The 23,128-nt window shown below is 63.0% G+C and carries 22 protein-coding genes, 1 pseudogene and 1 riboswitch; of the genes and pseudogenes, 15 read left to right on the forward strand and 8 right to left on the reverse strand.

The features are described from left to right. Positions 1-87: 87 nt before the first annotated feature. Positions 88-795, forward strand: coding sequence for an endonuclease/exonuclease/phosphatase family protein (locus tag BR07_RS0106900; protein WP_037184810.1), 708 nt, complete (start codon positions 88-90; stop codon positions 793-795). A 119-nt stretch (positions 796-914) separates the two neighbouring features. Here BR07_RS0106900 and BR07_RS26930 read toward each other — a convergent pair whose 3' ends face one another. The 6 genes from BR07_RS26930 to BR07_RS0106930 all read right to left on the reverse strand — a co-directional run bounded on the left by BR07_RS26930 (position 915) and on the right by BR07_RS0106930 (position 6,096). Next, the gene (locus BR07_RS26930) at positions 915-1,436 is read right to left on the reverse strand and encodes a hypothetical protein (protein ID WP_155956954.1); all 522 of its coding nucleotides are present in this window, start codon (positions 1,434-1,436) and stop codon (positions 915-917) included. A 399-nt stretch (positions 1,437-1,835) separates the two neighbouring features. Continuing rightward, positions 1,836-2,093, reverse strand: coding sequence for a helix-turn-helix domain-containing protein (locus tag BR07_RS0106910; protein WP_027504806.1), 258 nt, complete (start codon positions 2,091-2,093; stop codon positions 1,836-1,838). Positions 2,094-2,242: 149 nt separating this feature from the next. After that, entirely contained in the window at positions 2,243-2,740 is a 498-nt protein-coding gene (locus tag BR07_RS23655; protein ID WP_051613128.1) for a hypothetical protein, read from the reverse strand. Beyond that, on the reverse strand, positions 2,737-3,822 hold the full coding sequence (locus BR07_RS0106920) for a MerR family transcriptional regulator (protein ID WP_051613129.1): 1,086 nt from the start codon (positions 3,820-3,822) through the stop codon (positions 2,737-2,739). Before BR07_RS0106920 ends, BR07_RS23655 begins: the two co-directional genes overlap by 4 nt. A 93-nt stretch (positions 3,823-3,915) precedes the next feature. Further along, positions 3,916-5,265, reverse strand: a complete 1,350-nt coding sequence (locus tag BR07_RS23660) for an MFS transporter (RefSeq protein ID WP_051613130.1) — start codon at positions 5,263-5,265, stop codon at positions 3,916-3,918. A 129-nt stretch (positions 5,266-5,394) separates the two neighbouring features. After that, the gene (locus tag BR07_RS0106930) at positions 5,395-6,096 is read right to left on the reverse strand and encodes a FadR/GntR family transcriptional regulator (protein WP_027504808.1); all 702 of its coding nucleotides are present in this window, start codon (positions 6,094-6,096) and stop codon (positions 5,395-5,397) included. A 201-nt stretch (positions 6,097-6,297) separates the two neighbouring features. Between BR07_RS0106930 and BR07_RS0106935 the strand changes: the two genes are divergently transcribed. The 5 genes and pseudogenes from BR07_RS0106935 to BR07_RS0106950 all read left to right on the forward strand — a co-directional run bounded on the left by BR07_RS0106935 (position 6,298) and on the right by BR07_RS0106950 (position 10,967). Then, entirely contained in the window at positions 6,298-7,929 is a 1,632-nt protein-coding gene (locus tag BR07_RS0106935) for an AMP-binding protein (RefSeq protein ID WP_027504809.1), read from the forward strand. After that, positions 7,926-8,690, forward strand: coding sequence for an enoyl-CoA hydratase-related protein (locus BR07_RS0106940; protein WP_027504810.1), 765 nt, complete (start codon positions 7,926-7,928; stop codon positions 8,688-8,690). The genes BR07_RS0106935 and BR07_RS0106940 overlap by 4 nt, the downstream gene beginning before the upstream one ends. 317 nt (positions 8,691-9,007) lie before the next feature. Then, positions 9,008-9,898 carry an acyl-CoA dehydrogenase family protein gene (locus BR07_RS0106945; RefSeq protein ID WP_331280447.1) on the forward strand — a complete coding sequence of 297 codons (891 nt, stop codon included), beginning with the start codon at positions 9,008-9,010 and terminating at the stop codon, positions 9,896-9,898. Between the two features lie 43 nt (positions 9,899-9,941). Then, a pseudogene (locus tag BR07_RS27770) lies at positions 9,942-10,100 on the forward strand (acyl-CoA dehydrogenase family protein); the annotation flags it as partial. Between the two features lie 45 nt (positions 10,101-10,145). Continuing rightward, on the forward strand, positions 10,146-10,967 hold the full coding sequence (locus tag BR07_RS0106950; RefSeq protein WP_231476255.1) for an acyl-CoA dehydrogenase family protein: 822 nt from the start codon (positions 10,146-10,148) through the stop codon (positions 10,965-10,967). A gap of 39 nt (positions 10,968-11,006) precedes the next feature. Here BR07_RS0106950 and BR07_RS0106955 read toward each other — a convergent pair whose 3' ends face one another. Further along, positions 11,007-11,654: a response regulator gene (locus BR07_RS0106955; protein WP_027504813.1), complete on the reverse strand. Its 648-nt coding sequence runs from the start codon at positions 11,652-11,654 to the stop codon at positions 11,007-11,009. 56 nt (positions 11,655-11,710) lie between these two features. After that, positions 11,711-11,805, forward strand: a riboswitch (TPP riboswitch). Here BR07_RS0106955 and BR07_RS0106960 point away from each other — a divergent pair. Continuing rightward, entirely contained in the window at positions 11,805-12,569 is a 765-nt protein-coding gene (locus tag BR07_RS0106960; RefSeq protein ID WP_027504814.1) for a 3-oxoacyl-ACP reductase, read from the forward strand. It overlaps the preceding riboswitch by 1 nt. A gap of 4 nt (positions 12,570-12,573) precedes the next feature. Here BR07_RS0106960 and BR07_RS0106965 read toward each other — a convergent pair whose 3' ends face one another. After that, positions 12,574-13,725: a sensor histidine kinase gene (locus BR07_RS0106965; protein ID WP_231476230.1), complete on the reverse strand. Its 1,152-nt coding sequence runs from the start codon at positions 13,723-13,725 to the stop codon at positions 12,574-12,576. 219 nt (positions 13,726-13,944) lie between these two features. Here BR07_RS0106965 and BR07_RS0106970 point away from each other — a divergent pair, with 219 nt between their 5' ends. From BR07_RS0106970 to BR07_RS26185, 8 genes are all read left to right on the forward strand, one after another. Continuing rightward, positions 13,945-14,556 (forward strand): DUF4352 domain-containing protein, encoded by a 612-nt coding sequence (locus BR07_RS0106970; RefSeq protein WP_027504816.1) that lies wholly within the window; start codon positions 13,945-13,947, stop codon positions 14,554-14,556. A gap of 39 nt (positions 14,557-14,595) precedes the next feature. After that, a complete protein-coding gene (locus tag BR07_RS0106975; RefSeq protein ID WP_027504817.1) occupies positions 14,596-15,231 on the forward strand; it encodes a VWA domain-containing protein in 636 nt (211 codons plus the stop codon). A gap of 72 nt (positions 15,232-15,303) precedes the next feature. Then, positions 15,304-15,747 (forward strand): hypothetical protein, encoded by a 444-nt coding sequence (locus BR07_RS0106980; RefSeq protein WP_027504818.1) that lies wholly within the window; start codon positions 15,304-15,306, stop codon positions 15,745-15,747. Between the two features lie 349 nt (positions 15,748-16,096). Continuing rightward, positions 16,097-16,672, forward strand: a complete 576-nt coding sequence (locus BR07_RS0106985) for a TerD family protein (protein ID WP_027504819.1) — start codon at positions 16,097-16,099, stop codon at positions 16,670-16,672. 110 nt (positions 16,673-16,782) lie between these two features. After that, complete coding sequence (locus BR07_RS0106990; protein ID WP_197027743.1) at positions 16,783-19,347, forward strand: Z1 domain-containing protein; 2,565 nt, start codon at positions 16,783-16,785, stop codon at positions 19,345-19,347. A gap of 5 nt (positions 19,348-19,352) precedes the next feature. Then, positions 19,353-21,176 carry a hypothetical protein gene (locus BR07_RS0106995; protein WP_042572915.1) on the forward strand — a complete coding sequence of 608 codons (1,824 nt, stop codon included), beginning with the start codon at positions 19,353-19,355 and terminating at the stop codon, positions 21,174-21,176. A gap of 275 nt (positions 21,177-21,451) precedes the next feature. Then, on the forward strand, positions 21,452-22,069 hold the full coding sequence (locus BR07_RS26180) for a hypothetical protein (protein WP_027504822.1): 618 nt from the start codon (positions 21,452-21,454) through the stop codon (positions 22,067-22,069). Between the two features lie 137 nt (positions 22,070-22,206). Beyond that, complete coding sequence (locus BR07_RS26185; protein WP_051613132.1) at positions 22,207-22,818, forward strand: DUF6339 family protein; 612 nt, start codon at positions 22,207-22,209, stop codon at positions 22,816-22,818. The last annotated feature ends 310 nt before the right edge of the window (positions 22,819-23,128 follow it).

The following is a 23,128-nucleotide window of genomic DNA, read 5'->3' on the forward strand; positions in this document are numbered from 1 at the left end:
GATGGGTCGAGGTCGTGACATCCACTTGCGTACCGAGATCTACCGCATTCGAGGGACCGATGAATCGAGCCATTTAGACTGCACGGCGTGAGCAATACCGGAACCACCGTCGCTACCTGGAACGTCGAATGGGCCACCACTCGCGGTCGACGGGGTGCAGAGGTACGAGATCGTCTGGCGGGGACGGGAGCCGACATTCTCGTCGTGACGGAGGGGCGTCGCGGTCTCCTCCCGGACGGCGGGTACATCTTGGACGGCGGCGGTGATTGGGGATACGCGATAGAATCTGATCGTCGCAAAGTGCTGGTGTACTCCCGGCGGCCACTCTCGGAAGTAATTCGGATCGAGACTGGAGGCGGCGCAGGACGTGTGGTGAGCGCACTGACCGAAACGCCCATCGGGCCGGTCCGATTGCTTGCGGTGTGCATTCCCTGGTCGCGCGCTCACGTGAGCACCGGTCGCCGCGATGCCGCGCCATGGTCCGAACACCTCGAATGCCTGGACCAGATCGAGGATGTGATCGGCACCTTCGATATATCTGTGCCGGTCATCGTCGCCGGTGACTTCAACCAAAAGATCCCGCGTGCGCGGCAGCCCATTCAGGTTGCCGACCGTCTCGCCGAGGTGATGACACGGTTGACGTGTCACACGGCCGGGACGACCGAGGACGGTCAGCTCATCGACCACATCGCGTCGGATATCAATTGTGGCGACGTTCGAACGCGGCCGGGAATGACGGACGACCTACGTCTGAGCGATCACTCCGGGGTTGCCTGCGAGCTCACAGCGGCCTGACCTGACGCCCCGGGTAAGCCGTGTACAGGGTTGACTCAGTGGTGTTGTCATTGCGTTGGCTGCGCTGACCATGCGTCAAGCGCGTCTCGTCCAGACGTTGACGTGAGCGCGCTCAGTACTCAGGCGCTTTGTCTGTCCGAACAAATTGCGCACACGGAACAGGTAGCGACGAGTATCGCGCCCACCAATGTCGACCAGACTCCCCAATCCGCCACTGATATGACCCCCCGCATCTCGATTTCATTGGATCTGTCGGACACGGTGTTCAGCGCAATGGCGGCCACGACGGTTACCGCCAACGACGCTACGGCCGCGATCCACAGTAACCATCCTCTACCTTGCGTCGCCCTCTCGAAGATGGCCGCACCGCACAACGCGATCAAGGCCAACGTGATTTTGCCGTCGCCCTGCATGCCGGACAACGTCACGGACACAGCTGACGCCGGATCGGTAAATTTGACCCATGGGCCCAGACTGCCAACTACTGCGGCCACAATACCGAAAAAACCCACGACCAGACATGCTGCAAGCGTGTCAACAGTACGCAGTGGGGCGATGCCGCTTCGAGCCGGCCGAGGCTCCTCGTTGGAGTCCTCGTAAATTCGTGTGTAATACGGATTGCGGCCGGTCTGCTCGTCCATGAGACCAATTAGACGTGATCAAGCTATGTCTTTGTCAAGATTGGCTGGCTGCGCCAGGTTGGCGATGAAGTTACGACCAGGCCTATCGGAGGCACCAAAGCAATACGGCGCTAGGTGCAGGTTCCCGACTGATCGACCCCTGTCCGTCGCGCAGCAGCGGCTAACGGCCCGGGCGCAGACGACCGGTAGGTACGGCCAAAGGCTGCTTTCGGTGGCCGCTGGGGAGCTGCTGGTGCCGACTAGTTCCGCTGCGGCCGTTTTGACCGCGATCGTGGTGGCCCGACTGCCTGGAGGTGCACCTTCCGAATCGAACGGTGTCGCTCGACCTCGTCAAGCTGCCCGCGCGCATCATCCTTGTAAACGTGGTGTCATCGACCTGGTGCAGATCGAGCCGGGCGCTCACTCGCGATTCGGTTCGACGACGATGCCGGCGCGGGTGATGAGCGACAGGTCGCACCCCAATGCATCTGCAACGGCGCGTACGCCGTCGAGTTGCGACGCTTCTTTGCCGCCCTCGATGGATTGCACAGTGGAGCGGCCGACCCCGGCCAGTAGAGCTAGCTCGGCTTGCGTCATTCCCAGCTCGTGACGGCGGGCGGTGAAGGACCGCGCCAGGCGGCTGGACTGAATGCGGCGTGATTTCCGGGGGATGGCCATACAGAGTCCAATGCTTGCGTAGGACGACTTAAGGAACGGTACATTCCCGCGATGGAATGCACCAGGACCTTATGCCGTCGTTGACAGGCGCAAGGTGACTCAGATCCGCGAACAGCCTCGGTGCTCTTCTTGCGCTTGTCCGCACAGGCTCAGGAATTGGTTGATGGCCAGTCCGCGCCTCGCCCCGCCGCGATGGCCGCGTCCACCCTGCCGATCGCTCCCCGGATGAGATCCCCGTAGGGATCGTCGGCAAGCGTCGAGGAGCACTCCTTCGCAGCGTCGATGTGCTCACGAGCTGCGTCGAAGGACCCTAGCCTGCAGTAGTTGTCCGCAAGGTTGAGATGCAGCGACGGAAAGAACCCCGCAATGTGGAGCCCCCCGTGGTGATTCTGCGTGCGTTGGTCCGTGACGGAGTGTGCGGCGTCGAGTGCTCGGACGTCCCACGTGAGCGCCTGCGCGGGATGCTCATAGAGGTCGGCGAGGTAGTGCGCGAGGCTGCACCGGTGAAGGGGATCGCCGTTGACACCGATGTCCTGCCACAGTGCGAGGAGTTGTCGACGTGCCTTGTCGAGGTTTCCACTTCTGCCCTCGGTGACGGCCGCGGCGATCGCGTCCATCGTCGGGTCGCTTGCGGGACTTCCTGTCATAGCGTGCGTCTTGTCGTCGTGGTGTCACGCGGTGCTGCGATGGGCATGACCAGAGTGGTCAAGTCGCCTCGGTCTGCAGAGCGCACAGTGGCGGGCTGTTCGGGCTCACGGAAATCGAGTAGTGCGTCAGTGCCGACGGCGGTGCTGATGGCCGGGTAGAGAGTGGTCATCTCGAACCAGGCGTCGACCGTGCACCCGCTCACACGGGCCGGAATTTCGATGTCCGGGAGCAAGTCACCATGGACCACGAGGTTGTTGTCGTTCGTGGACAACCGAACTCGATCGCTCGATCGTTGTTCGAGAGCATGCAGGAGCGCTGCTGTGGGGACCTCGACGCGACTGGTCACCGCCGGCAGTGAGTCGAGCATCGATCGGTAGTCGGGGAACGGCTCGGACACGAACCTCCAGTGACGATCATCGCGGTCTGTCAGTCGCAACGTCATACCGCGATCGGTGACATCCACGTTCACCGACGAGGTACGGCGCAAGTCGCCGAGGCACTGTCGCAAGTCATCGCCGTTCACCGTCGCCGCCCAGGCCGCCGCACTGTCGACGTGGCTCACGAGGGTGCGTGTCGACAGGCGGTAGCGGTCGCTGGCGGTCACTGTCAGAACTCCGGGCCCAGCTTCGACGTGAACGCCACCGAGCACTGCGATGTCCGGATCATCGACGGTGGCGGTGAGAATCTGTTCGACTGCAGAGGCCAGCACCGGCCCGCTCAGTCGGGCGATCTGCCGCCCGGATCGACCATTCAGCGTGCTCGTGATGGCAGCCGCCTGCTGCCGCACCGACTCGGCCTCACGCATCACCGTGGTGACGTGATCATCGACCGAGCGAATCGCGTCGTCAACGTCCGCGTCGAGGGTGGACTTCACAGCAGGAAGAGACATGCCGATCTCGCGCAGTTGTCGAAGCAGGACCGCCCGCGCGAGCTGGTCCTCGCGATAGAGGCGATACCCGGTCACGGGGTCCACCTCTGCCGGCAGCAGCGATCCTGAATCGGCGTAGAAGCGCAGGGCGCTCGCCGTCAGGCCGCACCGTTGCGCGAACGACCCGATGGACATCAACTCGGCATCTGACACCCCGACAGCATGCAGCTTCGACCTATCATGAAGGTCAACCGCGTGTGCCGACTACCGCTGGTTGGTGGCCGGAAGAGCTGCCGTGATGTCCGATCACCCCTGGCGCGCCTTCACCGTGTCGAGGTCGTCGGCCTCGACGTCGATCGAGTCGGCGGCAGCGTATTTCGCACCCCGGTAAGTCGATTGTCGGATGGTTGCCAAGGTCACCAAGCCGACGAGCGCAGCCCCGATCACGAAGAACGCGGGAGATACAGCGTTTCCGGTCCGGTCGATCAGCCACGTGGCAATGTAGGCCGCTGTTCCACCGGTGGCGATGGTAGCGATGTTGAAACCCAGTGCGACGCCGGTGAGTCGGACACGCGAGGTGAACAAGGACGGGAAGAGTGGTGCCGTCGAGGTCTGGATGAGCGGTGTGCCCAAGGCGAAGAACCCGAATGCGATGGCAGCCACCACCAGCCCGTGTCCGCTCATCATGGACATGGCGGGGTATGCCAGTACCGCCGACGCGACCAGGCCCGCCAGGAGAATCTTCTTGCTGCCGAACCGGTCGACGAGCAGGCCGGATACCGGCATCGACAGGGCGACCAGAACGATCACGAGCGCGGCAGTCCAGGTTACTGCCGTCTGACTGAATCCCCCTTCTCGAACGAGGTGGATTCCGACGTACGTCAGGACCATGTAGCCGGTGGCGTTCTGTGCGACACCGAGCCCGAAGACCTGCAGGACCTGACGGGGGTGGCTTCGCATCAGTTCGCTGAGTGGAGCTTTGGAGATGTCATCGCGCGCGGCCGAGCGCTCGAATTCAGGTGTGTCCTCGATTCGGCTACGCAGCCAAAGGCAGATGAGCAACAGCGGTAGGCCGAGGAGGAATGGGATGCGCCAACCCCAACTGGTCATCTGTTCAGTCGACGTCAACGCCGACGTCGTGGCCACTGCGACCGCAGCGAGAGCGAATCCGCTGTTGCTGCCGAGGGCGACGAACGACGCTCCCAGACCCTTCCGCTTCGGGCCGACGGTCTCATAGACGTACGTGAGGGCGCCTCCCAGTTCACCCCCGGCCGAGAAGCCCTGCACGAGACGTGCAACGACCAGGAGTGCCGGGGCGAGGACACCCGCCGTCTCGTAGGTCGGCAGTAGAGCCATCAAGGCAGTGCCGATACCCATCAGGACGACCGAGACGACGAGCGCTCGTTTGCGGCCGTGTCGGTCGCCGAGACGGCCGAAGAACAGTCCGCCGATCGGCCTCATCAAGTAGGCGGATGCGAACACTGCCAGGCTGGCCAGTAGCGACGCGGTGGGGTCGTCGCCGGGAAAGAACAGCGGGCTGACCACCACGGCGAGATAGGCATAGACGGTGAGGTCGTAGTACTCGACGATCGTGCCTGCTGCTGCAGCGATGACGCCTCGACGTCGAGTCCGATCGATGGTGCGGGGACTGGCCACATCCGGCTCCGGTTCTGTGCGGGCGCGCTGTCACTGGGTGATCGGCCGCGGGGAGACCGGTATGTGCGCGCCCTCGAACCATACGACTGCACGTAGAAACATGTACAGCTTTTGACCTGAGATCGTCAATCAAAGCTGCCAGTGAACGGGCTGCGCGATCACACGGCTCAACCAGCGCCTGTAGTACCGGGCCGAATCGGTCACGAACGTACTCATCGCCCGCCCGGCTGCGTCGGCATCGCCCAGGGCCAGGGCATCGAGGATGATCTGCTGGGCGTCGATGGCCGCGCGTCGTGTTGCGAGCGGGTGCTCGGTGGGCTCGGCATCCCGTACGAGCAGCCACAGCGTCTCCATCACGATGCGAAATGCCGCGTTGCCGGCCGCCTTGTACAGCGTGGTCTGGAAGAGCGCGTTCTGCTCCTGGAAGTTCTCGTAGTCGCGGGGATCGGTTCGCATGCTGTCGAGGGCTTGCTGCATCTCGTCGAGCTGGGAGGGCGAGGCGTTCTCCGCAGCTTGCCGGGCCACGAGAGGTTCCAAAGTGAGTCGAACGTCGATGACGTCGGAGATCGTCGCTCCTTCGAGCTGAAGGAACAGCTTGAATGTGTTGCCCAGCGAGTCGTACCGAGGTCGCGCCGCCGTGGGCCCACCCCCGACACCAGGCTTGATGGTGATGAGGTCTCGGCTCTCGAGCAGTCGCAGTGCCTCACGGACAGTTGTCCGCGCCACGCCGTACTCCGCCATCATCTCTTTCTCTGTCGGCAGGCGTTGCCCCTCGTCGATACCGCCGCCGAGAATCTGGTCGGCGATCACGTTCGCGACCCGCTCGGACATCTTCCTGGGTCTGGCCGCAGGAGTTCTTCTCGGTACGCGTTCACCCTGGTCGTCGGTCACTGCGCAATGCCATGTGGGCGCCAGAGGTCGCATGAACTCATGCGATCACGATACGTGAGCGCAAAGCGTCAAATGCTGTACATGTTTAATCGATCGGGATAGCGTCTGGAGTGACCGCACTGCCGACTACGGAGGTCCACCATGCAACCGACACGGCTCCCGGCCGACGAGCTGGTGCGCCAGTATCGAGCTCGCGGGCACTGGAGCGACGACACGGTCGGCAGTCTCCTGACCCGGTGCGCGGCCGACCGCCCCGACGCTCTCGCGGTAGTGGACGGTGACCGGCGGTCGACCTTCGGCGACATCGAGCGGGACGCGTCCCGTCTCGCCCTGTCGTTGCAGCGGCTCGGGGTCAGCCGTGACTCCGTGGTGTCCTTCCAGCTGCCGAACTGTGTCGAGGCGGTGATCGTCTTCCATGCCGTGATGAAACTCGGTGCAGTGGCGAATCCGATCGTTCCGATCTATCGCGAACAAGAGGTGAGCTTCATCCTCGACCAGTCGGGGGCAGCAGTCGTCTTCGTGATGGACTCTCGTGGCAACCGCGACGTCGAGTCCATGTACTCGTCGCCGATCTTCGCCGCCGTCGATGTGGTCGTCGTGGGTTCGGCGCGCTGGAACGACATGATCACGGTGACCGACGTCGAGGTGGAGGTGGAGGGCGTGGGCGTCGACCCCGACGACGTGTGCCTGCTGTTGTACACATCGGGAACCACCGCCGAGCCCAAGGGTGTCTTGCACAGCCACAACACTTTGGTCTTCGAGAACCGGTCGATGGTCGACTGGTTCGGACTCGGCCCCGACGACGTCGTCTTCAATCCCTCGCCGGTGACGCATGTGACCGGTATCAATTGCGCCCTTACCCTGCCGTTCCTGCTCGGAATCCCTGTCGTACTGCAGGATCGGTGGGATTCCGATGTCGCGCTCGCCCGAATTCTCGCGGAGCGCGCCTCGTTCATGATCTTCTCTACCCCGTTTCTGAGGGGTCTGGTGAATGCCGCGACACGGGCGAACACCTCGACTCCGTCAGTTCGATATGTCGTGTGCGGTGGCGCCGACATTCCCGACTCGCTCGCTACAGCTGCGACGGACACGCTCGGTACTACTGTCCGGATGTTCGGCGCAACGGAGGGCCCGTCTGCCACTTGTTCCACATCGTCCGATTCCCTGCATGCCCGCACGCGGAGCGACGGTCGTCCCATAGCTCCGACCGACGTTCTGGTGGACGGGACCGATCGGTCGTCCTCGGTCGGCGAGATCGTTTGGCGCGGACCCGACACGTTCTTGGGGTACTTGGACGCGTCTCTGAACGAGGCTGCGTTCACTCTGGACGGGTTCTTCCGTACGGGTGACTTGGGGCGCTTCGACGACGACGGGTACCTCCACGTCGTCGGACGTATCAAGGACATCATCAATCGGTCCGGGGAGAAGATCAGCGCGTACTCCGTGGAATCCCTGCTCTCGCAGCATCCGCACGTGTCGGAGGTGGCGATCGTTGCCGGTCCCGACCCCGTGACGGGAGAGCGCGGCTGTGCCTTCGTGGTTCCCGAGGCCGGCACGAGCATCGATCTCGCCGAGGTCCAGGCATTTCTCGAGTCCCACAAGATCGCTCGTCAGCGATTTCCGGAGAGCGTCTTCGTCGTGGATTCACTGCCGAAGACGCCTAGTGGGAAGGTTCAGAAGTTCGCTCTGCGGGAATGGACTCGCGACAGAGCCGAGGTTCCCCGTCACATGGCAGGCATCACCATCGCTGCGTCGTACGAGGTCGACCGGTGACCGCGAGCATCGCTGTCAGCCACCCCGAGTCCGGCGTCGCCCTCGTCGAACTGTCTCGCGGCAAGGTGAACGCACTCGACAGCGCGATGTACAGAGAACTGGCCGACGTATTCGAAGAATTGTCCGACCGTGTGGACACCACGGTTGTGGTTCTGACCGGTAAGGGCAAGAACTTCTGCGGTGGAAACGATCTGCACGAATTCCAGAGCATGTCCGCGGAGAACGGTGACCGGCGTATGCGAGAGATACGCCGTGGGCTCTTCTCCGTGATGGATTGCGCTGTGCCCGTGGTCGCTGCTGTCAATGGCGCAGCCCTCGGAAGTGGCTTGGGACTGACCGCCGTATGCGACGTCGTCGTCGCCTCCGACCGTGCGGTGTTCGGCCTACCGGAAATGAATGTCGGCGTTCTCGGAGGTGGGCGATTCGCCGCGCGCATGTTGCCGCAACAGGCCGTGCGGCGACTGTTCTTCACGGCGGAGCCGGTCGGCGCAGCGACCATGCGTGACTGGGGCGCTCCCATCGAAGTGGTTCCGGAATCGGAATTGCTGAACGTGGCGATGATGCGAGCACGGTCGATCGCAGCCAAGAACCGATACGCCGTGACGCTCGCCAAACAGTCCCTGAACGGGTGCGAATCTCTCGATCTGAAGAGGGGCTACGAGCTCGAGCAGAGCTTCACCGTCCGGCTGGCGGACGACCCGCATGCCAAGGCCGCGGTCGATGCCCGGATCGAGCAACTTGCACGAAAGGATCGGTCGTGACGACAGATGTGCAGTATGAACAGGCGACTCTCGATCAATTCGGTCGGGACTGTGTCGCGTTTCTAGAGGCTCGGGTTCCACGCCGATCGGGCGCGGCCGATGTCGAGCGGCGCTACGCGATCTTCCACAATCACGATGCCGCAGAGGAGCGTGCGCTCATCGATGCTGCCCGTCGATGGCAGGCAGAGCGGGTTGATGCGGGGTTCGGTGCGATCACGTGGGATCCGGTGTGGGGCGGACCCGGCCTGTCGGCGAGTCACGAGCGGAACTACGTCGAGCACGAACTCGAGTTCGCGGTCCCCGATCGTCATGAGATCGTGCTGGTCACTGTCGATCTCGTCGCGCCGACGGTCCACCTTCTCGGGACCGAGAATCAGCGACGACAGTTCGTCCGCTCCTTTCTGCGCGCCGATCTGCTCTGCTGTCAGCTGTTTTCGGAACCGGGGGCTGGGTCTGATCTGGCTGGGTTGACCACCCGAGCGACGCGTGACGGGGACTCCTGGATCGTCAACGGTCAGAAAGTGTGGAGCTCGGGTGCGCAGTTCGCAGAGTGGGGACTGCTGATCGCACGAACCGATTCCACTGCCCCCAAGCATCGTGGAATGACGGCTTTCCTGGTCCCCATGGATTCGGACGGTATCGACATCCGACCTATCCGACAGATGTCCGGTGGCTCCACGTTCAACGAGGTGTTCCTGGACGGCGTCGTACTTTCGGACACGCTGCGGCTCGGCGATGTCGGCGACGGTTGGAAGGTTGCACTGACGACATTGGGTTTCGAACGCAACTCGAGCGCCGGCATCGTCGATGCCGGAGGAAACGTCCGCGACCTGGCTCGACTCGTGCGGCAGGTCGGTGCTCCAGCAGACCCCCTGACACGGCAGCGCGTGGCCGAAGTAGCTGTCTACGAGCGCGCATCCGCGCTCCTCGTCGCCCGGTACGCCGAGCGACGCGAGGATGGCGCCGCTCCCGGTGTCGAGGGGTCGATCGGCAAAATTGTCTGGACCCAGAACCTGACCCGTATCGGAGAAGCAGCGGCACGAGTGCTCGGTCCGCGCCTTGCGGCGGACACAGGCGAAGCCGACACATTCGCCTGGTCGGAGCACCTCCTCGGAGCCCCCGGCTACCGCATAGCTGGGGGATCCGACGAGATTCAACGAAACATCATCGGAGAACGAGGGCTCGGCCTACCGCGGGAACCGAGGTGAGCACGACATGACCATGGAATGGACCGTCGAGCAACGCGACATCATGGATGCGGTTCGGCGCGCGCTGTCCGATGCGGCCGACGGCGACTCCTGGAGTGCACTGACGACGATGGGTTGCACCGAGATCGGTGTTCCGGAACAGTACGGCGGCGCAGGAGGAACGCTCAAAGACCTGTGCGCGGTCGCTCTCGAACTGGGTAGGGCACTCGATCCCGGCCCGTTCTTCGCGTCTGCAGTCCTGGCCGGATTGCTCCTGTCCGAACTGGCCCCCGCACCCGACGACCAGATGGGCATTACGCTCGCCCGACTGGCGACGGGATCCACACGTGTAGCTGTGGCTGGAAACCAGAGTGCACGTGATGGAGTCGTCTGGTCGGACGATGACGAAGGCGTGGTGCTCAGCGGGCACACTCATTTCGTCATAGGCGGGATGGACGCTGACACCGTGCTGGTCATTGCGACGTCCGACAAGGGTCGCCTCGTGGCGACAGTCGATGCGACCGACAACGGTGTCGAGCGGACGGCGATGACGACGTTGGATCTGACGAGACCTATGGCGTCCGTGACGTTCGACGGTGTTCGCCCGACCGAGTGGGTTCCCGTGGAGGGAACCGGGGCGGTCGACCGAGCCACGGCCGCGATGTGGACCGTACTGGCAGCTGAACAGGTGGGCAGCGCTCGCGCCTGTCTGGACATGTCCGTCGTCTATGCCAAGACCAGAAAGCAGTTCGGCCGGCCGATCGGTTCTTTTCAGGCAATCAAGCATCGGCTCGTCGATATGTCCATTGCCGTCGAGTTGGCTGAAGCGGCTGTTCTGGACGCAGCGAACGCGGCGGTGGACCGCGACGAGGCCTCGATGTTCACGGCCGTGTCCATCGCACGGGTGTTGGCATCGCGAGCGGCGTCGTTCGCCGCAGAGGAATCCATACAGGTTCACGGTGGTATCGGATTCACGTGGGAGCACGTCCTGCATCACTATTTCCGACGCGCGAAGAGCGTCGAGATGCTGTTCGGATCCATGGACTCCCATCTCGACTACATCGCCGAGGCAGTGCTCGAACAGGCGTGAACGGGAGGGTGCAGCAGCTGACTCGTCCGCGTGTGCTCGCTACTCGATCAACCCAGCGCGGAATGCCGCCAACGCCGCTTCGACTCGGTTGGACACCTGGAGCTTGTGGTTCACCGCAGAGAGGTGCGACTTGACCGTCGTCTCCGACATGAACAGGCGCCGTGCGATATCTGGATTCGACGCACCGGTGGCCATGACCGACAGCACTTCTCGCTCTCGTTCGGTAAGCGCATCCAGCATTGTTGTAGGCCGCGGTGCACGAGTAGACGCGACGATCCGCCGGAGTGACTCTTCGGAGAACAGAGTGTTGCCGGCAGCGACGGCGCGGATCGACTGGTGGAACGTCTCCGGTGCCTCCGACTTGCTGAGGAAGCTGTGGGCTCCGGCCTCGATGGCCTGGACCACCAAGTCGTCCACGTCCATCGCCGTCATCGCGACGACCTTCGGTGGGTGTGCAGATGCCATCAATGCTCGCGTGGCGTCGAGTCCGTCCACTCGGCGCATCTTCAAGTCCATCAGGACGACGTCGGGCCGATGAGCAGCGACTGCGGCGGGTACCTCGTCACCGTCCGAGACCGATCCGACCACCACGATATCCGTGGTGGCGGCGAAGATGTCCGCGACGCCGCGACGAACGAATGCGTCGTCGTCCACGACGAGAACGGTGATGACCGCATCGGAGTCCATGATGGGTCGACCGTATCGGGTCGCGCCGACACGCCACAGCGGATAGGTGTTCTATGGAGTCGGACACGGGGTGCCGAACCGAACCGGCTGAGAACACACCCGTCGAACCTGACCAGGTCATGCTGGCGAAGGGATGTCGAGATGCGCACAGTGCCATTGGCCGAACAGATCGTGCTCGTGACGGGCGGTGCTCGCGGACTGGGTTCTGCGATCACGCGAGCGTTCCTGCAGCAGGGTTCCCGCGTCGTGGTCAACTACCACCGCAGTGCAGCCGCAGCCGATGCTCTGGCAAGCGAGTTCGGTCCTGACCGCGTTGTTGCGGTGCAGGCCGATGTCACGGACCGGCACCAGGTCGACGCGCTGTTCGACAGCGCCCGTGAGCATTTCGGGTCGACTGTCACCACCGTCGTCAACAACGCTTTGATCGACTTCTCGTTCAACGGTGACGACCGTGCCAAGGCCGACGAGATCGAGTGGTTGGCGTTCGACTCGCAGTTCCGCGGCAGCGTTGCCGGCGCTCTGCATACCACGCAGGCAGCTGCGCCGGGTATGCGGGAGAGGGCATTCGGGCGGATCATCACGATCGGCACCAACCTCGTGCAGAACCCCGTCGTTCCGTACCACGACTACACGGCGGCGAAGGCTGCCTTGTTGGCGCTGACGCGGACCTTCTCGGCGGACCTCGGGCCTGACGGCATCACCGTCAACATGGTCTCCGGTGGTCTTCTGAGGACCACGGATGCCAGCTCCGCGACCCCACCTGCGGTGTTCGACATGATCGCCGAGAGCACCCCGCTGCGCCGGGTGACGACGCCGGCAGAGTTCGCGGATGCCGTGCTGTTCTTCGCATCGCCGTGGTCGAGAGCGGTGACAGGGCAGAACCTGGTCGTCGACGGCGGACTGGTCAAGGACTGACGCGTCAGGAGTACCAGGGGAGCCAGGCCGTCACGATGAATTCGCCACCCATGGCCGTCCACCGCACCCACCCGCCGGCGTTGTGAGCTTGCTCGGCGAGGCCGGCCAGTCCGGTTCGCGAACCGGGGCCAGGTTGCGCTGTCGTCGACATGTGGTTGCGCACAGTCAGGCCGATGCCATCGGTGTCCGCCCCATTCACCGTGATGTGGAGGGGTGAACTCGGGGCATGCTTCTGACTGTTGGTCAGAGCTTCCTGCACGATGCGGTACGCGGTATGACTGGTCAGATCGCCGACGACACCGGGATGAATGTCCTGAACCAGGGTCACCCGACACCCGGCAGAACGCGCCGCGTCGACGAGGTCCCCGATTCCCGCGATGCTTCGCCGACCAGCATCCTCGCCGCCGGTGTCGGACCCGCGGAGTACGCCGATGATGCGTTTGAGCTCGTCCAGGGACTCGTGGGCCGTAGACCGAATCAGTGCCGACGTGTTGGAGATCTTCTCCGGTCCGTCATTGCTCCCGACCTGTAAACCGCCTGCCAGCAACGATATTCGGCTGAGCCCTGCGGCCAAGGTGTCGTGCATGTCGCGCGCGATGCGGGAGCGTTCCTGCTGTATCAGCATGTCCTCGTGCAGGCGCTGCGACTGCGCGGTCGCCTGATCCCGGGACTGCACGGCCACCACGAGATCGGACTTCGTACGGCGAAGTTGAGAGAGCCCCAGAACGACGGCGACGAGGACGGCCGCGACGAGCCAGGGAAGCCACCATGGAAGCGACCACGTCGGCGGGGGAGTGCCCTCGACGTGCTTGACTCCGATCGTCAGGACCGAATAGTCGCGGCGGCGCCCCGCGTCGTACACGAGAGATATCGCGCAGGCCAGGTAGACCGCGACTGCAGCACCGGCGAGAGTACGACCTCGAGCGAAGACGCCCACCGCGTAGAGAGCTATCAGCGCGGCCGTTGCGTCGGTGGCGAAGAAGAGCGGACCGGCGACGGCCATCGCGAGGACGATCCTCGGTTTGTCGTGTCGCCAGATCAACGCAATCGCGGCGGCCATATTGAGGACGACGCCGAGCGCCACGTTCCGCACAGGTGTTCCCGATGTGCCCGCGAGACCGGCAGCCATGAAGGTGCAGAACAAGCTGAGAATCACTGCGCCGACGGTCCAGGCGCGACGCCGAACCGTAGCTGCAGTAGTGGTCACAGAAAAGACGGTACGGCCTTGGTCCGACATGAGCCTCCGTTCTTCGGTCGCGAATGCCGACCGAAAGGAGGAGTGAGACCGGCCGAATCGACGAGGTGCCCGACGGGGTCACTGCGGTGTTCTTGGTGGGACGCACCGACCGGTGCCGACACACCGAAAGGACTCGCCATGACTCAGCCTCCCCAGAACCCGTACGCGCAGCCACAGCAGCCGCCGACCAAGAAGAACTGGTTCCTGCGGCACAAGATCCTCACGGCGATCGGTGCGGTCGTCGTCATCGCTGTCGGCGTCAATCTGGCGAGCGGAGGACAGGACTTGTCGACGAGTGGCACCACGTCCTCCTCGCAGGCCGCAACGGAGGGCAGCAGTGCGCCGGCCGAGGAGTCGGCACCGGGAATCGGTGCTGCGGTGAGGGACGGCAAGTTCGAATTCACCGTGCAGAACGTCGAGCGTGGCGTCGCCAGTGTGGGGGATCAGTACACGTCGCAGACGCCGCAGGGCGAGTACGTGCTGGTCACCCTGAATGTCGCGAACATCGGCAACGAGCAGCAGCTGTTCGACACGTCGTCGCAGAAGCTGCTCGACGGGCAGGGGCGCGAGTACTCGACCGACACACTCGCGACGGTGACCAATGACCCGAATCTCGGCTTCTCGCAGATCAATCCGGGTAACTTGCTCGTGGCGACACTCGTCTACGACGTGCCGGCGGGCACCGCACCGTCGGAGATCGAGCTTCATGACTCGTTGTTCTCCGGCGGAGTCACAGTCTCCGTCGCCTGATCTTCAGTCCACCTATCCGTCCCCACGTCAGGAGTTTCCATGCCCGATCCTTCTTTGTCCCTCGTTGCAGCCCTTCTCGACCGTTCCGGTTCGATGTCCTCCATTGCCGACGACACCCGCGGAGGATTCGACACCTTCATCGACGCCGAGCGTGGTCACGACGGCACAACCGTCGTGACGCTGGCGCAGTTCGATGATCAGTACGCGATGGTCTACGACTCGACACCGATCGACCAGGTACCACCGCTGTACTTGGTACCCCGCGGGATGACGGCGTTGTACGACGCGGTGGGGAAGTTCGTCACCGCGATCGGCTCGTCTCTCGAGGCCCTGCGGGAGGAAGAACGGCCGGGGTCGGTCACCGTGCTGGTGATGACCGACGGCCAGGAGAACTCGAGTCGGGAGTGGTCGAACCAAGCGGTTCGCGAGCTCATTGAGCAGCAGGAATCGCAGTACGGGTGGGACTTCGTGTTCCTGGGCGCCAACATGGACGCCGTGGAGACAGGCGCGCAGATGGGGTTCAAGGCGGACAAGTCGCTGACGTACGACGCCTCGCCGGTAGGTGTGAGCGCGGCGTTCTCGGCAGTGGTGGACTACCAGGATCGGAAGCGGGCCCACGGGATGCAGCAGGTGGATGGGTTCTCGGAACGTGACCGGCGGCGGGCGGGGCGGTGAGCCTTCCCCGGCTAAGCTGGCAAGACGCCCATTCGACGTCGTTGACATTCCGAGCTGTGGAAGGCTGGCGAGATGAATGAGTACGTTTACGGCGATGTCGCCGGCGAATTGATTTTCATCAAGTCTGACTCTGCCGAGCAGCTGGCACTGCTGCATTCGGAATTTGCAACATGGGGGGACGCGAAGAACAGCCTCAGCGCTAAAAGCTGGACCGATGTGGTCGAGCGCTTCGCCGATGGCGAAACTGATCTTCCTGCGGACGGCGAAGTGTACGACCTGGACACTGTTCCCGGACACGCCGACGGTGATTGGCCGGCCTGGCCCGCCCGAGAGATGCTCCGCGACGTACCGCAAACGGTTCGTGAGCAATACGGGAAGGTCGAGGACACCATTCATGACGGCGAGTTCCTGCACTTCGACGTGAGCGATGAGGTCAACATCGTGCAGGCTCTACAGACACACGGTTGGACGTGCGTCCGCGATGATGCCCTGGTCCGCAAAGCGAGTGGCCACTGAATGGTGTGCGCGGACTGCTGAGTTCGCTGTACTTGGCTACACGACTGGTCGATGGGTCTGTCTGGCGGAACGTTCGACGATGTCTTCAACTCCGACTTCGTATACCCGGTGACGACTGCCTGTTCTTCATGACCTGACGGGCGGTCGGAGGCCGCGGCATACTTCTGGACGAGGTCCGAAGCGGCTGTCGGCGAGACTGCCCGGGGCGTCCATCGTCGGCCTGGCTGCGAGATCGGATCGCGTCAGCAACTCGAGCGAATCGGGAACTGCAGGACCATTCCGACCACTTGGCTTGTCGGTATGGCTAGATTGATATTGCAACCTGGTGACGTGAGGATGGGAACCGAACATGTCTGTGACACTGGCCAAGGGTGGGAACGTCTCACTCAGCAAGGAAGCGCCCAGCCTGACGGCTGTCAGCATCGGACTGGGCTGGGATGTTCGCTCGACGAGCGGTGGTGCGTACGACCTCGATGCAAGTGCGATCGCCCTCAACTCCTCCCACAAGGCCCTGAGCGACGAGTTCTTTGTCTTCTACAACAACCTTCGCTCGCCCGACGGCGCGATCGAACACACGGGTGACAACCGAACCGGCGAGGGGGATGGGGATGACGAGAGCATCGACATCGACCTCTCGGCGCTCGCGCCCGACGTCGATTCCATCGTGTTCCCGGTGTCCATCCACGATGCCGACGTCCTCCGGCAGAACTTCGGACAGGTAGTGAACGCGTTCATCCGAGTGGTCGACAAGGCCGACGGCCGCGAGCTCGCACGATTCGATCTGAGCGAGGACGCGTCGACCGAGACGGCTATGGTGTTCGGTGAGCTCTATCGCCGTAATGAAGAATGGAAGTTTCGCGCGATCGGGCAGGGCTACGTCTCGGGGTTGGCTGGAATTGCCCGAGATTACGGGATCAACGTCTGACGCGGATCGTCGACCTTTTAGATTGACCCGAAACCGACAGTCCTCCCTGATGACTCCCGGTTCCGACACCATGCCCGGGATGCGCTCGGGCGCTGAAGAGGATGATAGCCGTGGACCCGTTTTATGAAGTGTTCGCGGGGTGGGCGAGAAAGACCTCGCTCGATTCTGCAATCAAGAGTTTCACCGGCCGGCTCAGCCGAGATGAGCTCGAGTCGTACGTCAAGGAATATCGCAAGCAGGTGACCGGAGTCATCAGCGGTGGCCCGCCCATCATTCACGGCCCACGCGAGCCGTGGTATGCCGGACCGAATGCGTCCGCGGATGTGTATTGGCCTGCGCTCGAGCGGTTCATTCGGGTGGACCTGGCCTGGCCCGATGGCCGGGTGAGCACTTTGGACAGCTCGTCCAACAAGGTCATCGCGTACACGCCACGGCCCAACGAGTCGGACTGGGACTCGAAGGGTTTGGTCGTCGGGTACGTCCAGTCCGGGAAGACGACAAACTTCACTGCGGTCATCGCCAAAGCTGCGGACGTCGGGTACAAGTTCGTCATCGTTCTGTCAGGAATCCACAACGGCCTGCGTAAGCAGACGCAAGAACGCCTGGATGAGCAGCTTCACAAGTTGACACCGACCAAGTGGAAGCAACTGACCAACGCGGACGGCGACTTCAGAGCACCCACCATGCAGTCGACGGCTCTGCTGCACGTCGACGACAGCGGTGTGATCCTGGCCGTGGTGAAGAAGAATGCCGCGGTGTTGAAGCGGCTCGATAAATGGCTTCAACCTGCCGTCAAACAGCGCGCACTCAATGATGTGCCGACACTGATCATCGATGACGAAGCAGACCAGGCGAGCGTCGAGACCCGCATCATCAACCCGCTGATCCGTGGCATCATCGCCAAGCTGCCGAAGAGCACCTACATCGGATACACGGCGACGCCGTTCGCCAACATCCTGATCGACCCGGCTGCCGGCGACCTCTACCCGAAGGACTTCATCCTCAACCTGCCGGAACCGGAGGGTTACTTCGGCACCGAGCGAATTTTCGGCCGGGACGTGGTCGAGGGCGACGAGGCGAACGGCGTGGATTTGGACGGATCGAACATGGTCCGGATCATTCCGCACGAGGACGTCGACGACGTGCGACCTTCCGGCAAGAGTGCCGCCCAGGTGTTTCTCCCGTCGATACCGCCCACTCTCGACCTTGCACTGACCTGGTTCGTCCTGGCCACCGCCGCCCGGCGTGCTCGGGGCGACAAAGGCCACGCGACGATGCTGATTCACACGTCGGTGAAAACGGACATCCACGACCAGTTCCGAGGGCCGCTCAGCGCTTTCGTGTCTGGGCTCGCCAAGAAGTGGGAGACCGGTGATCCCACGGCCGTGCAACGCTTGTCGTCCCAATGGCAGGCCGAAACGTCACTGGTGACGTCCGCGACGTTCGGACTGGCACCGCTCACGTTCGAGGACGTGCGTCCGTTCGTCGGTGAGGTGCTCGGCAAGTGTCGCGTGGTCATAGACAATTTCCGCAGTGACGATCGCCTGGACTACTCCGAGGATGGTCAGGTGGCGATCGCAGTCGGAGGGAACACCCTGAGTCGCGGGCTGACGCTCGAGGGTCTGACGGTCAGCTACTTCGTCAGGGCAGCAGGGGCGTACGACACCTTGTTGCAGATGGCCCGGTGGTTTGGATTCCGCTTCGGTTACGAAGATCTTCCGCGGATCTGGATGACAGAAGAGCTGCGCCAGTGGTTCCGTCACCTGGCCACGGTCGAACGAGAAATTCGTCTCGATATCGATCGCTACGAGTCCGAGGATCTGACACCCACGGAGTTCGGTGTGCGCATCAGGACGCATCCGACTCTGCGGATCACCGCCAAAATGGGCGCGGCGATACCGGCCTACGCGTCGTACGGTGGGCGGCGTGTACAAACCCGATATTTCCGCACTCGGGATGAAGATTGGCTACTCCGCAATGTCGACGCCGCCGACGGACTCCTGTCCCGTGTCAGAACCAAGGGGATCGAACCGAGGACCCTCGACTCCGGGTCCGTCGTGTTCGAGAACGTCGACGCCGACGATGTGCTGAGCTTCCTGGACAGTTACTCCGTGCACCCGGATTCTCCTGATCTCGACGTCGACTTGATCGGCAAATATGTTGCGAAGCAACGTCGTCGAGGCAGTCTCGACATGTGGAATCTCGCAGTCATGGCTGCCAAACCCGGTTCGGAGCGGGGAACCGTGCGTCTCGGCGGGCTGGATTTCGGCCGTATCGTGCGATCGCAGTTGAAGGTGGATGGAGTCGAGCGCTCCGACATCAAGACTCTGATGTCGAAAGACCATCGTGCGGTCGACTTCCTCGACCAGTCTGAGGCGCGGAAGATGAGCGAGAATTCGCTGATGGATGCGCGAGACAAGAACCCAGATGTGCGATCGAAGGGATTGATCCTGCTCTATCCCATCGACCCGATGTCGGAGCCGGACCCGGCGAACTCTAAGTCGAGGGACCCGCTGGACGCGAGAGCCGATGTGATCGGCGTTGCGCTCGTCTTCCCGGGATCGGCGAATGACGACAGCAAGGTCAGTCAGACGTACGTCAGTGTCGATCTCACCGACGCCGAGATCGAGTCGGAAGACGACGAGTTGGTCGCGCTGGTCGGGTCGGACGGTTGAGCCCTGTGAGTTCGACAACGGCGGCTACGTGGTGGTCGCAGCGTGTCGCTGCCGAAGGCTCGACCGCATCCGAAGGCATTCGTCGGCAATTGGGGAAGCCCAAGCTCGACCCGCTCACCGTGTTGGTCCGTGAAGCGGCGCAGAACAGCTGCGACGCGGCACTGCCCGGTCGCGACGTGGAATTCAACGTGCAGATCCGCGAGTTGTCCGGCAAGAGGCTCGAAGGTTGGCGAAGTTTCTTGCTGCCCGGTCCCGAGGGAGCCGATCTGGGCTTGGTCGAGGAAATGACGACCAAGCCGACCGTCCTCATCATCTCCGATCGCGGAACGACAGGCCTCGGCGGCCCGTTGCGAGCGGACGAGCCTCCTCTCGATGGCGAGAGAGGTGATTTCGTCAAGTTCATTCGAAACGTGGGTGAGCGCAAAGGCGTGGATCTCGGCGGGGGTTCCTATGGCTTCGGTAAGGGAATCCTCTACAACGTGAGCAGGTGCCATGTCATCGTCGCGGACAGTCAGTGTGTCTTTCGCGGCAAAGTTCAGCGCCGACTCATCGGAGCCGCCATGGGCGATGGATTCCAACACGACGGGGTCAGATACACCGGTCGCCACTGGTTGGGGGTGCAGGACGGCGACATTGCACAGGCTTTGATCGACAGGGACGCAGAGGACGTGGCTAACGCGCTTGGGTTGCCGAAATTCGCAGAGGGCCAGACCGGAACGACGGTTGCCATCATTGCGGCCGATCTCGGCGCGGTGAGAACAGGGGATTCCGAGGAATCACGAAATCCGCAGTCCGCAGCGGAGTACATCGCATCGACGATGATGTGGAATCTCTGGCCCAAGATGCTCGACGGTGTGGACAACCGGTTGAAGTGCTCGGTGAAGTTCGAAGGATTTCCGGTGGAGCTCCCTGCCCCGGACCACACGATCGAACTCAGACCGTTCGTCGACGCGTTTCGCAAGCTGTCGCGGGAGGGCGAGTACGACATCCCTCCTCGTCGTGCGAAACCCACGGAGATCGGCAGGTTCGCCAAGGTCGAGTCGATGGCACCACTAGCGAAGCATCCGTTGCTCGCGCTCGCCGCGCCTTTTGCAGGGTCCGCACGGCACTGTGCTCGGATGCGGCAAGCGAACCTGGTTGTGGATTACGTTCCTGGGGAACCGAATCCAAACGAGGCGATTCAGTACGGTGCCGTGTTCAAGTCTGCGGTCGAGGCCGATCGATATTTTGCGGATGCCGAACCGCCCACGCACGACGACTGGGTGACTAGTGGTCTCCACGGCACGGCTCTGGGAGTCATCCGCCTTGCCGCACGGTTCGTGAACGCCAACCTGAAGCCCACTTCGGTAGAGGTTGGCCCAGAGTCGCAACACGACGCCGCGTTGGCTCCGCTCGCGGGACGCTTGGCGGGCTTGGTCGGCGGCGCGACCGAAGGCGCGTCGTCTCCCGGAGCAGCGGGTCGCGAGGGTGGGCATCGCGCGGGACGTGGTTCCAGTGTCCGTAGCTCCAAGCCCAAAGTGGTCGAGGGCCCCGCTCTGGTGGTCACGGACGGGCAAGCGCTGATCCAGGCGACCATCGAGTTGCCGGCCTGGTCCACCACCACGACGGTGACCGCCGAGCCGTTCGTGGTGATCGACGGAGGTATCGAACACCACGCGTCCCTGGATGCACCGGTGGTAGTTGGATGGACGAGCCTGGAAGCGAACGAATTTCGACAGGGCGCTGACCTCAGAGCCGGCCCGCGGGACGAGAGACGGTGGGTTGTCTCGGTCCGTCCGCCGACCGATGCCGTCGTGCGGCTTGCTGTCTCCGTGTCACGGGAGGGGTGAAACATATGACTGACGTGCGCCCGTACCTTGTCCCCAGCGCAGCTACCGTGACGATGTCGCCCTGGGCCCACCTCGTGGAGGGCGAGTGGGAACCTTTGGGCGAGGCAGTGGACAATTGGGACTACCGCTCTGAGCTACGGCTCCGGTGCCGGATCGAGGCAGACGTTCCACGAATCCGAGCCGAAACGCATCTGACCGATGGGTCTCCTCTTGCCTTTCACTTCGGCTGGCGTGCGTCGGATACATATCTTGTCGGTCCCAGTACCCGAATTCCGGTGGTCAACAGGCAGTTCGACGTCGAGATCGAGGTGGACCCACAGTTCGCGGGTACGTCTATCGTGTTGACCCGGCGTCTGGTTCTCGAACGTGACCGTTTGAGTTCGTCGGCCGGCGAAGCCTGCCAAGCGGGGTCCATTCTCTTGAGCGATGAGCAGTCGCTTCGGCTCATGGGCCCTGAGGCCATGTTCCCCACCGAGGTGGTGGACTTCCAGGCATTCGGAATCGATCCCGGGGCGAGTTGGCACCTCGTGATGCCTGCTACGCCGGACGAGCCGGCCATGGGGGCGTTGCTTCTTCTGCTCAATCCGCTCGACACGAAGCTGGTGAAGGCGGTGCAACGCGTGAAGAATCATACGGACGATCAGCTGGCATTGATCGAGAGCATGGAGGAGGGCCTGGTCGACGAGATGGTCCGGTGGTCGTTGGCACACTGGGACGAGCTGGGAGATTGCGACTCAGAATCGTTCGGGGCGGCTGCGCGCGTTCTAACGTCGCGAGTGCTGGACGATCCCGCTTCGTGGACGTCGGAGTCCGTACTGCGTTCGTCGATGGACCTCCGGAGCTCCATCGTTGCCGGGACGCGCGCCATCGGTTTTGGGAGGGCGCTCTCATGACGGAGCTCTGGCCACGACTGGGTCTCGCACCTGCAACGGTCGCTTATCGCAAGCTGGAGGGCGGGCCTGCGCAGATGGCTCGTGCGGCACGAACGAAGCACTCGCAGATGACCTATGCGGCAACCGGTGGTCGACGAATGGGTGAGACTGGGGTTCGCGAACTCACGGACTCGCTGCGTACGATCGCCGAGGACTTCGGGTATCCACACGATGCCGAGGCTGCCGACCTCGTTCGCTTCGATCGAGTCGCCGCAGAGGCCATCCACAGGTCGATGAACATCACGGCGGTCGAGGCCTCCACCCGCGGAGTGTGGTCCTTCCTTGCGATCGTCGCGATGCCGGACATCACGCAATGGCGGTTCCCGAATCGGAACATCGAGCGGTGGATTGCCACGGACTTGACGCGGCACATGTTCTCGCGACTGTGGTGGCAAGCAACCACATTCGTGGTCGTGACAGACGCCGGTAACGACTACTCGCTTCTCCGCAGCCTGTCCGAGAGTGACCTGAATCAGATCACCGAACGGCGGTCCATCGCCGGCATCACGCCTCTCGCCCGATCCATAGCTCGCGTGTCGATCGGCCTCGACTCAGGTGACAGCCGACGTGCGGTTTTCCGCGAAGCTGTTCCTCGGCTCCGGCGGCTGATGGCATTCGTGGATTTCGCCACCTTGTCCGATGATCAGCTCGATGACCGTGTCAGAGCCGTCTTCGGTGCGGCCTCGTCTTCGGTCCATCGTCACGGCTGACGTCGACACACCGTCACGCGTCGAGGCGCTTGATGGATGGCGCATCCCCCGCTCTGGTGTAGCGGACCTGGTGACACCGCGAAGCAGCCTGCCCGGCAGGGATCAAACGGTGTGGCCGACGCAGGACTTATCCATCGGAACGGCGGCCGTACAAATGTGCAGTGTCGCTGCAGCAGTTGCCGGGTCGACGTGCGGCAGTGCTGACCACCCGGACGTAAAGACGGTCGCAAAGATGTTGCAAGACGCATGAATAGACCGGGCAGGCGGTATGGTCGGAATGTCGGGGCCGGAACCAAGGATGGAGTCTGTT

Source organism: Rhodococcus sp. UNC23MFCrub1.1 (assembly GCF_000686025.1).
Lineage (GTDB): Bacteria > Actinomycetota > Actinomycetes > Mycobacteriales > Mycobacteriaceae > Rhodococcoides.

Coding starts and splice junctions, on each gene's coding strand:
- BR07_RS26930 (WP_155956954.1), bottom strand. CDS start 1,436: ATGGACGAGCAGACCGGCCGCAATCCGTATTACACACGAATTTACGAG.
- BR07_RS0106910 (WP_027504806.1), bottom strand. CDS start 2,093: ATGGCCATCCCCCGGAAATCACGCCGCATTCAGTCCAGCCGCCTGGCG.
- BR07_RS23655 (WP_051613128.1), bottom strand. CDS start 2,740: ATGACAGGAAGTCCCGCAAGCGACCCGACGATGGACGCGATCGCCGCG.
- BR07_RS0106930 (WP_027504808.1), bottom strand. CDS start 6,096: ATGTCCGAGCGGGTCGCGAACGTGATCGCCGACCAGATTCTCGGCGGC.
- BR07_RS0106935 (WP_027504809.1), top strand. CDS start 6,298: ATGCAACCGACACGGCTCCCGGCCGACGAGCTGGTGCGCCAGTATCGA.
- BR07_RS0106955 (WP_027504813.1), bottom strand. CDS start 11,654: ATGGACTCCGATGCGGTCATCACCGTTCTCGTCGTGGACGACGACGCA.
- BR07_RS0106970 (WP_027504816.1), top strand. CDS start 13,945: ATGACTCAGCCTCCCCAGAACCCGTACGCGCAGCCACAGCAGCCGCCG.
- BR07_RS0106975 (WP_027504817.1), top strand. CDS start 14,596: ATGCCCGATCCTTCTTTGTCCCTCGTTGCAGCCCTTCTCGACCGTTCC.
- BR07_RS0106980 (WP_027504818.1), top strand. CDS start 15,304: ATGAATGAGTACGTTTACGGCGATGTCGCCGGCGAATTGATTTTCATC.
- BR07_RS0106985 (WP_027504819.1), top strand. CDS start 16,097: ATGTCTGTGACACTGGCCAAGGGTGGGAACGTCTCACTCAGCAAGGAA.
- BR07_RS26185 (WP_051613132.1), top strand. CDS start 22,207: ATGGGTGAGACTGGGGTTCGCGAACTCACGGACTCGCTGCGTACGATC.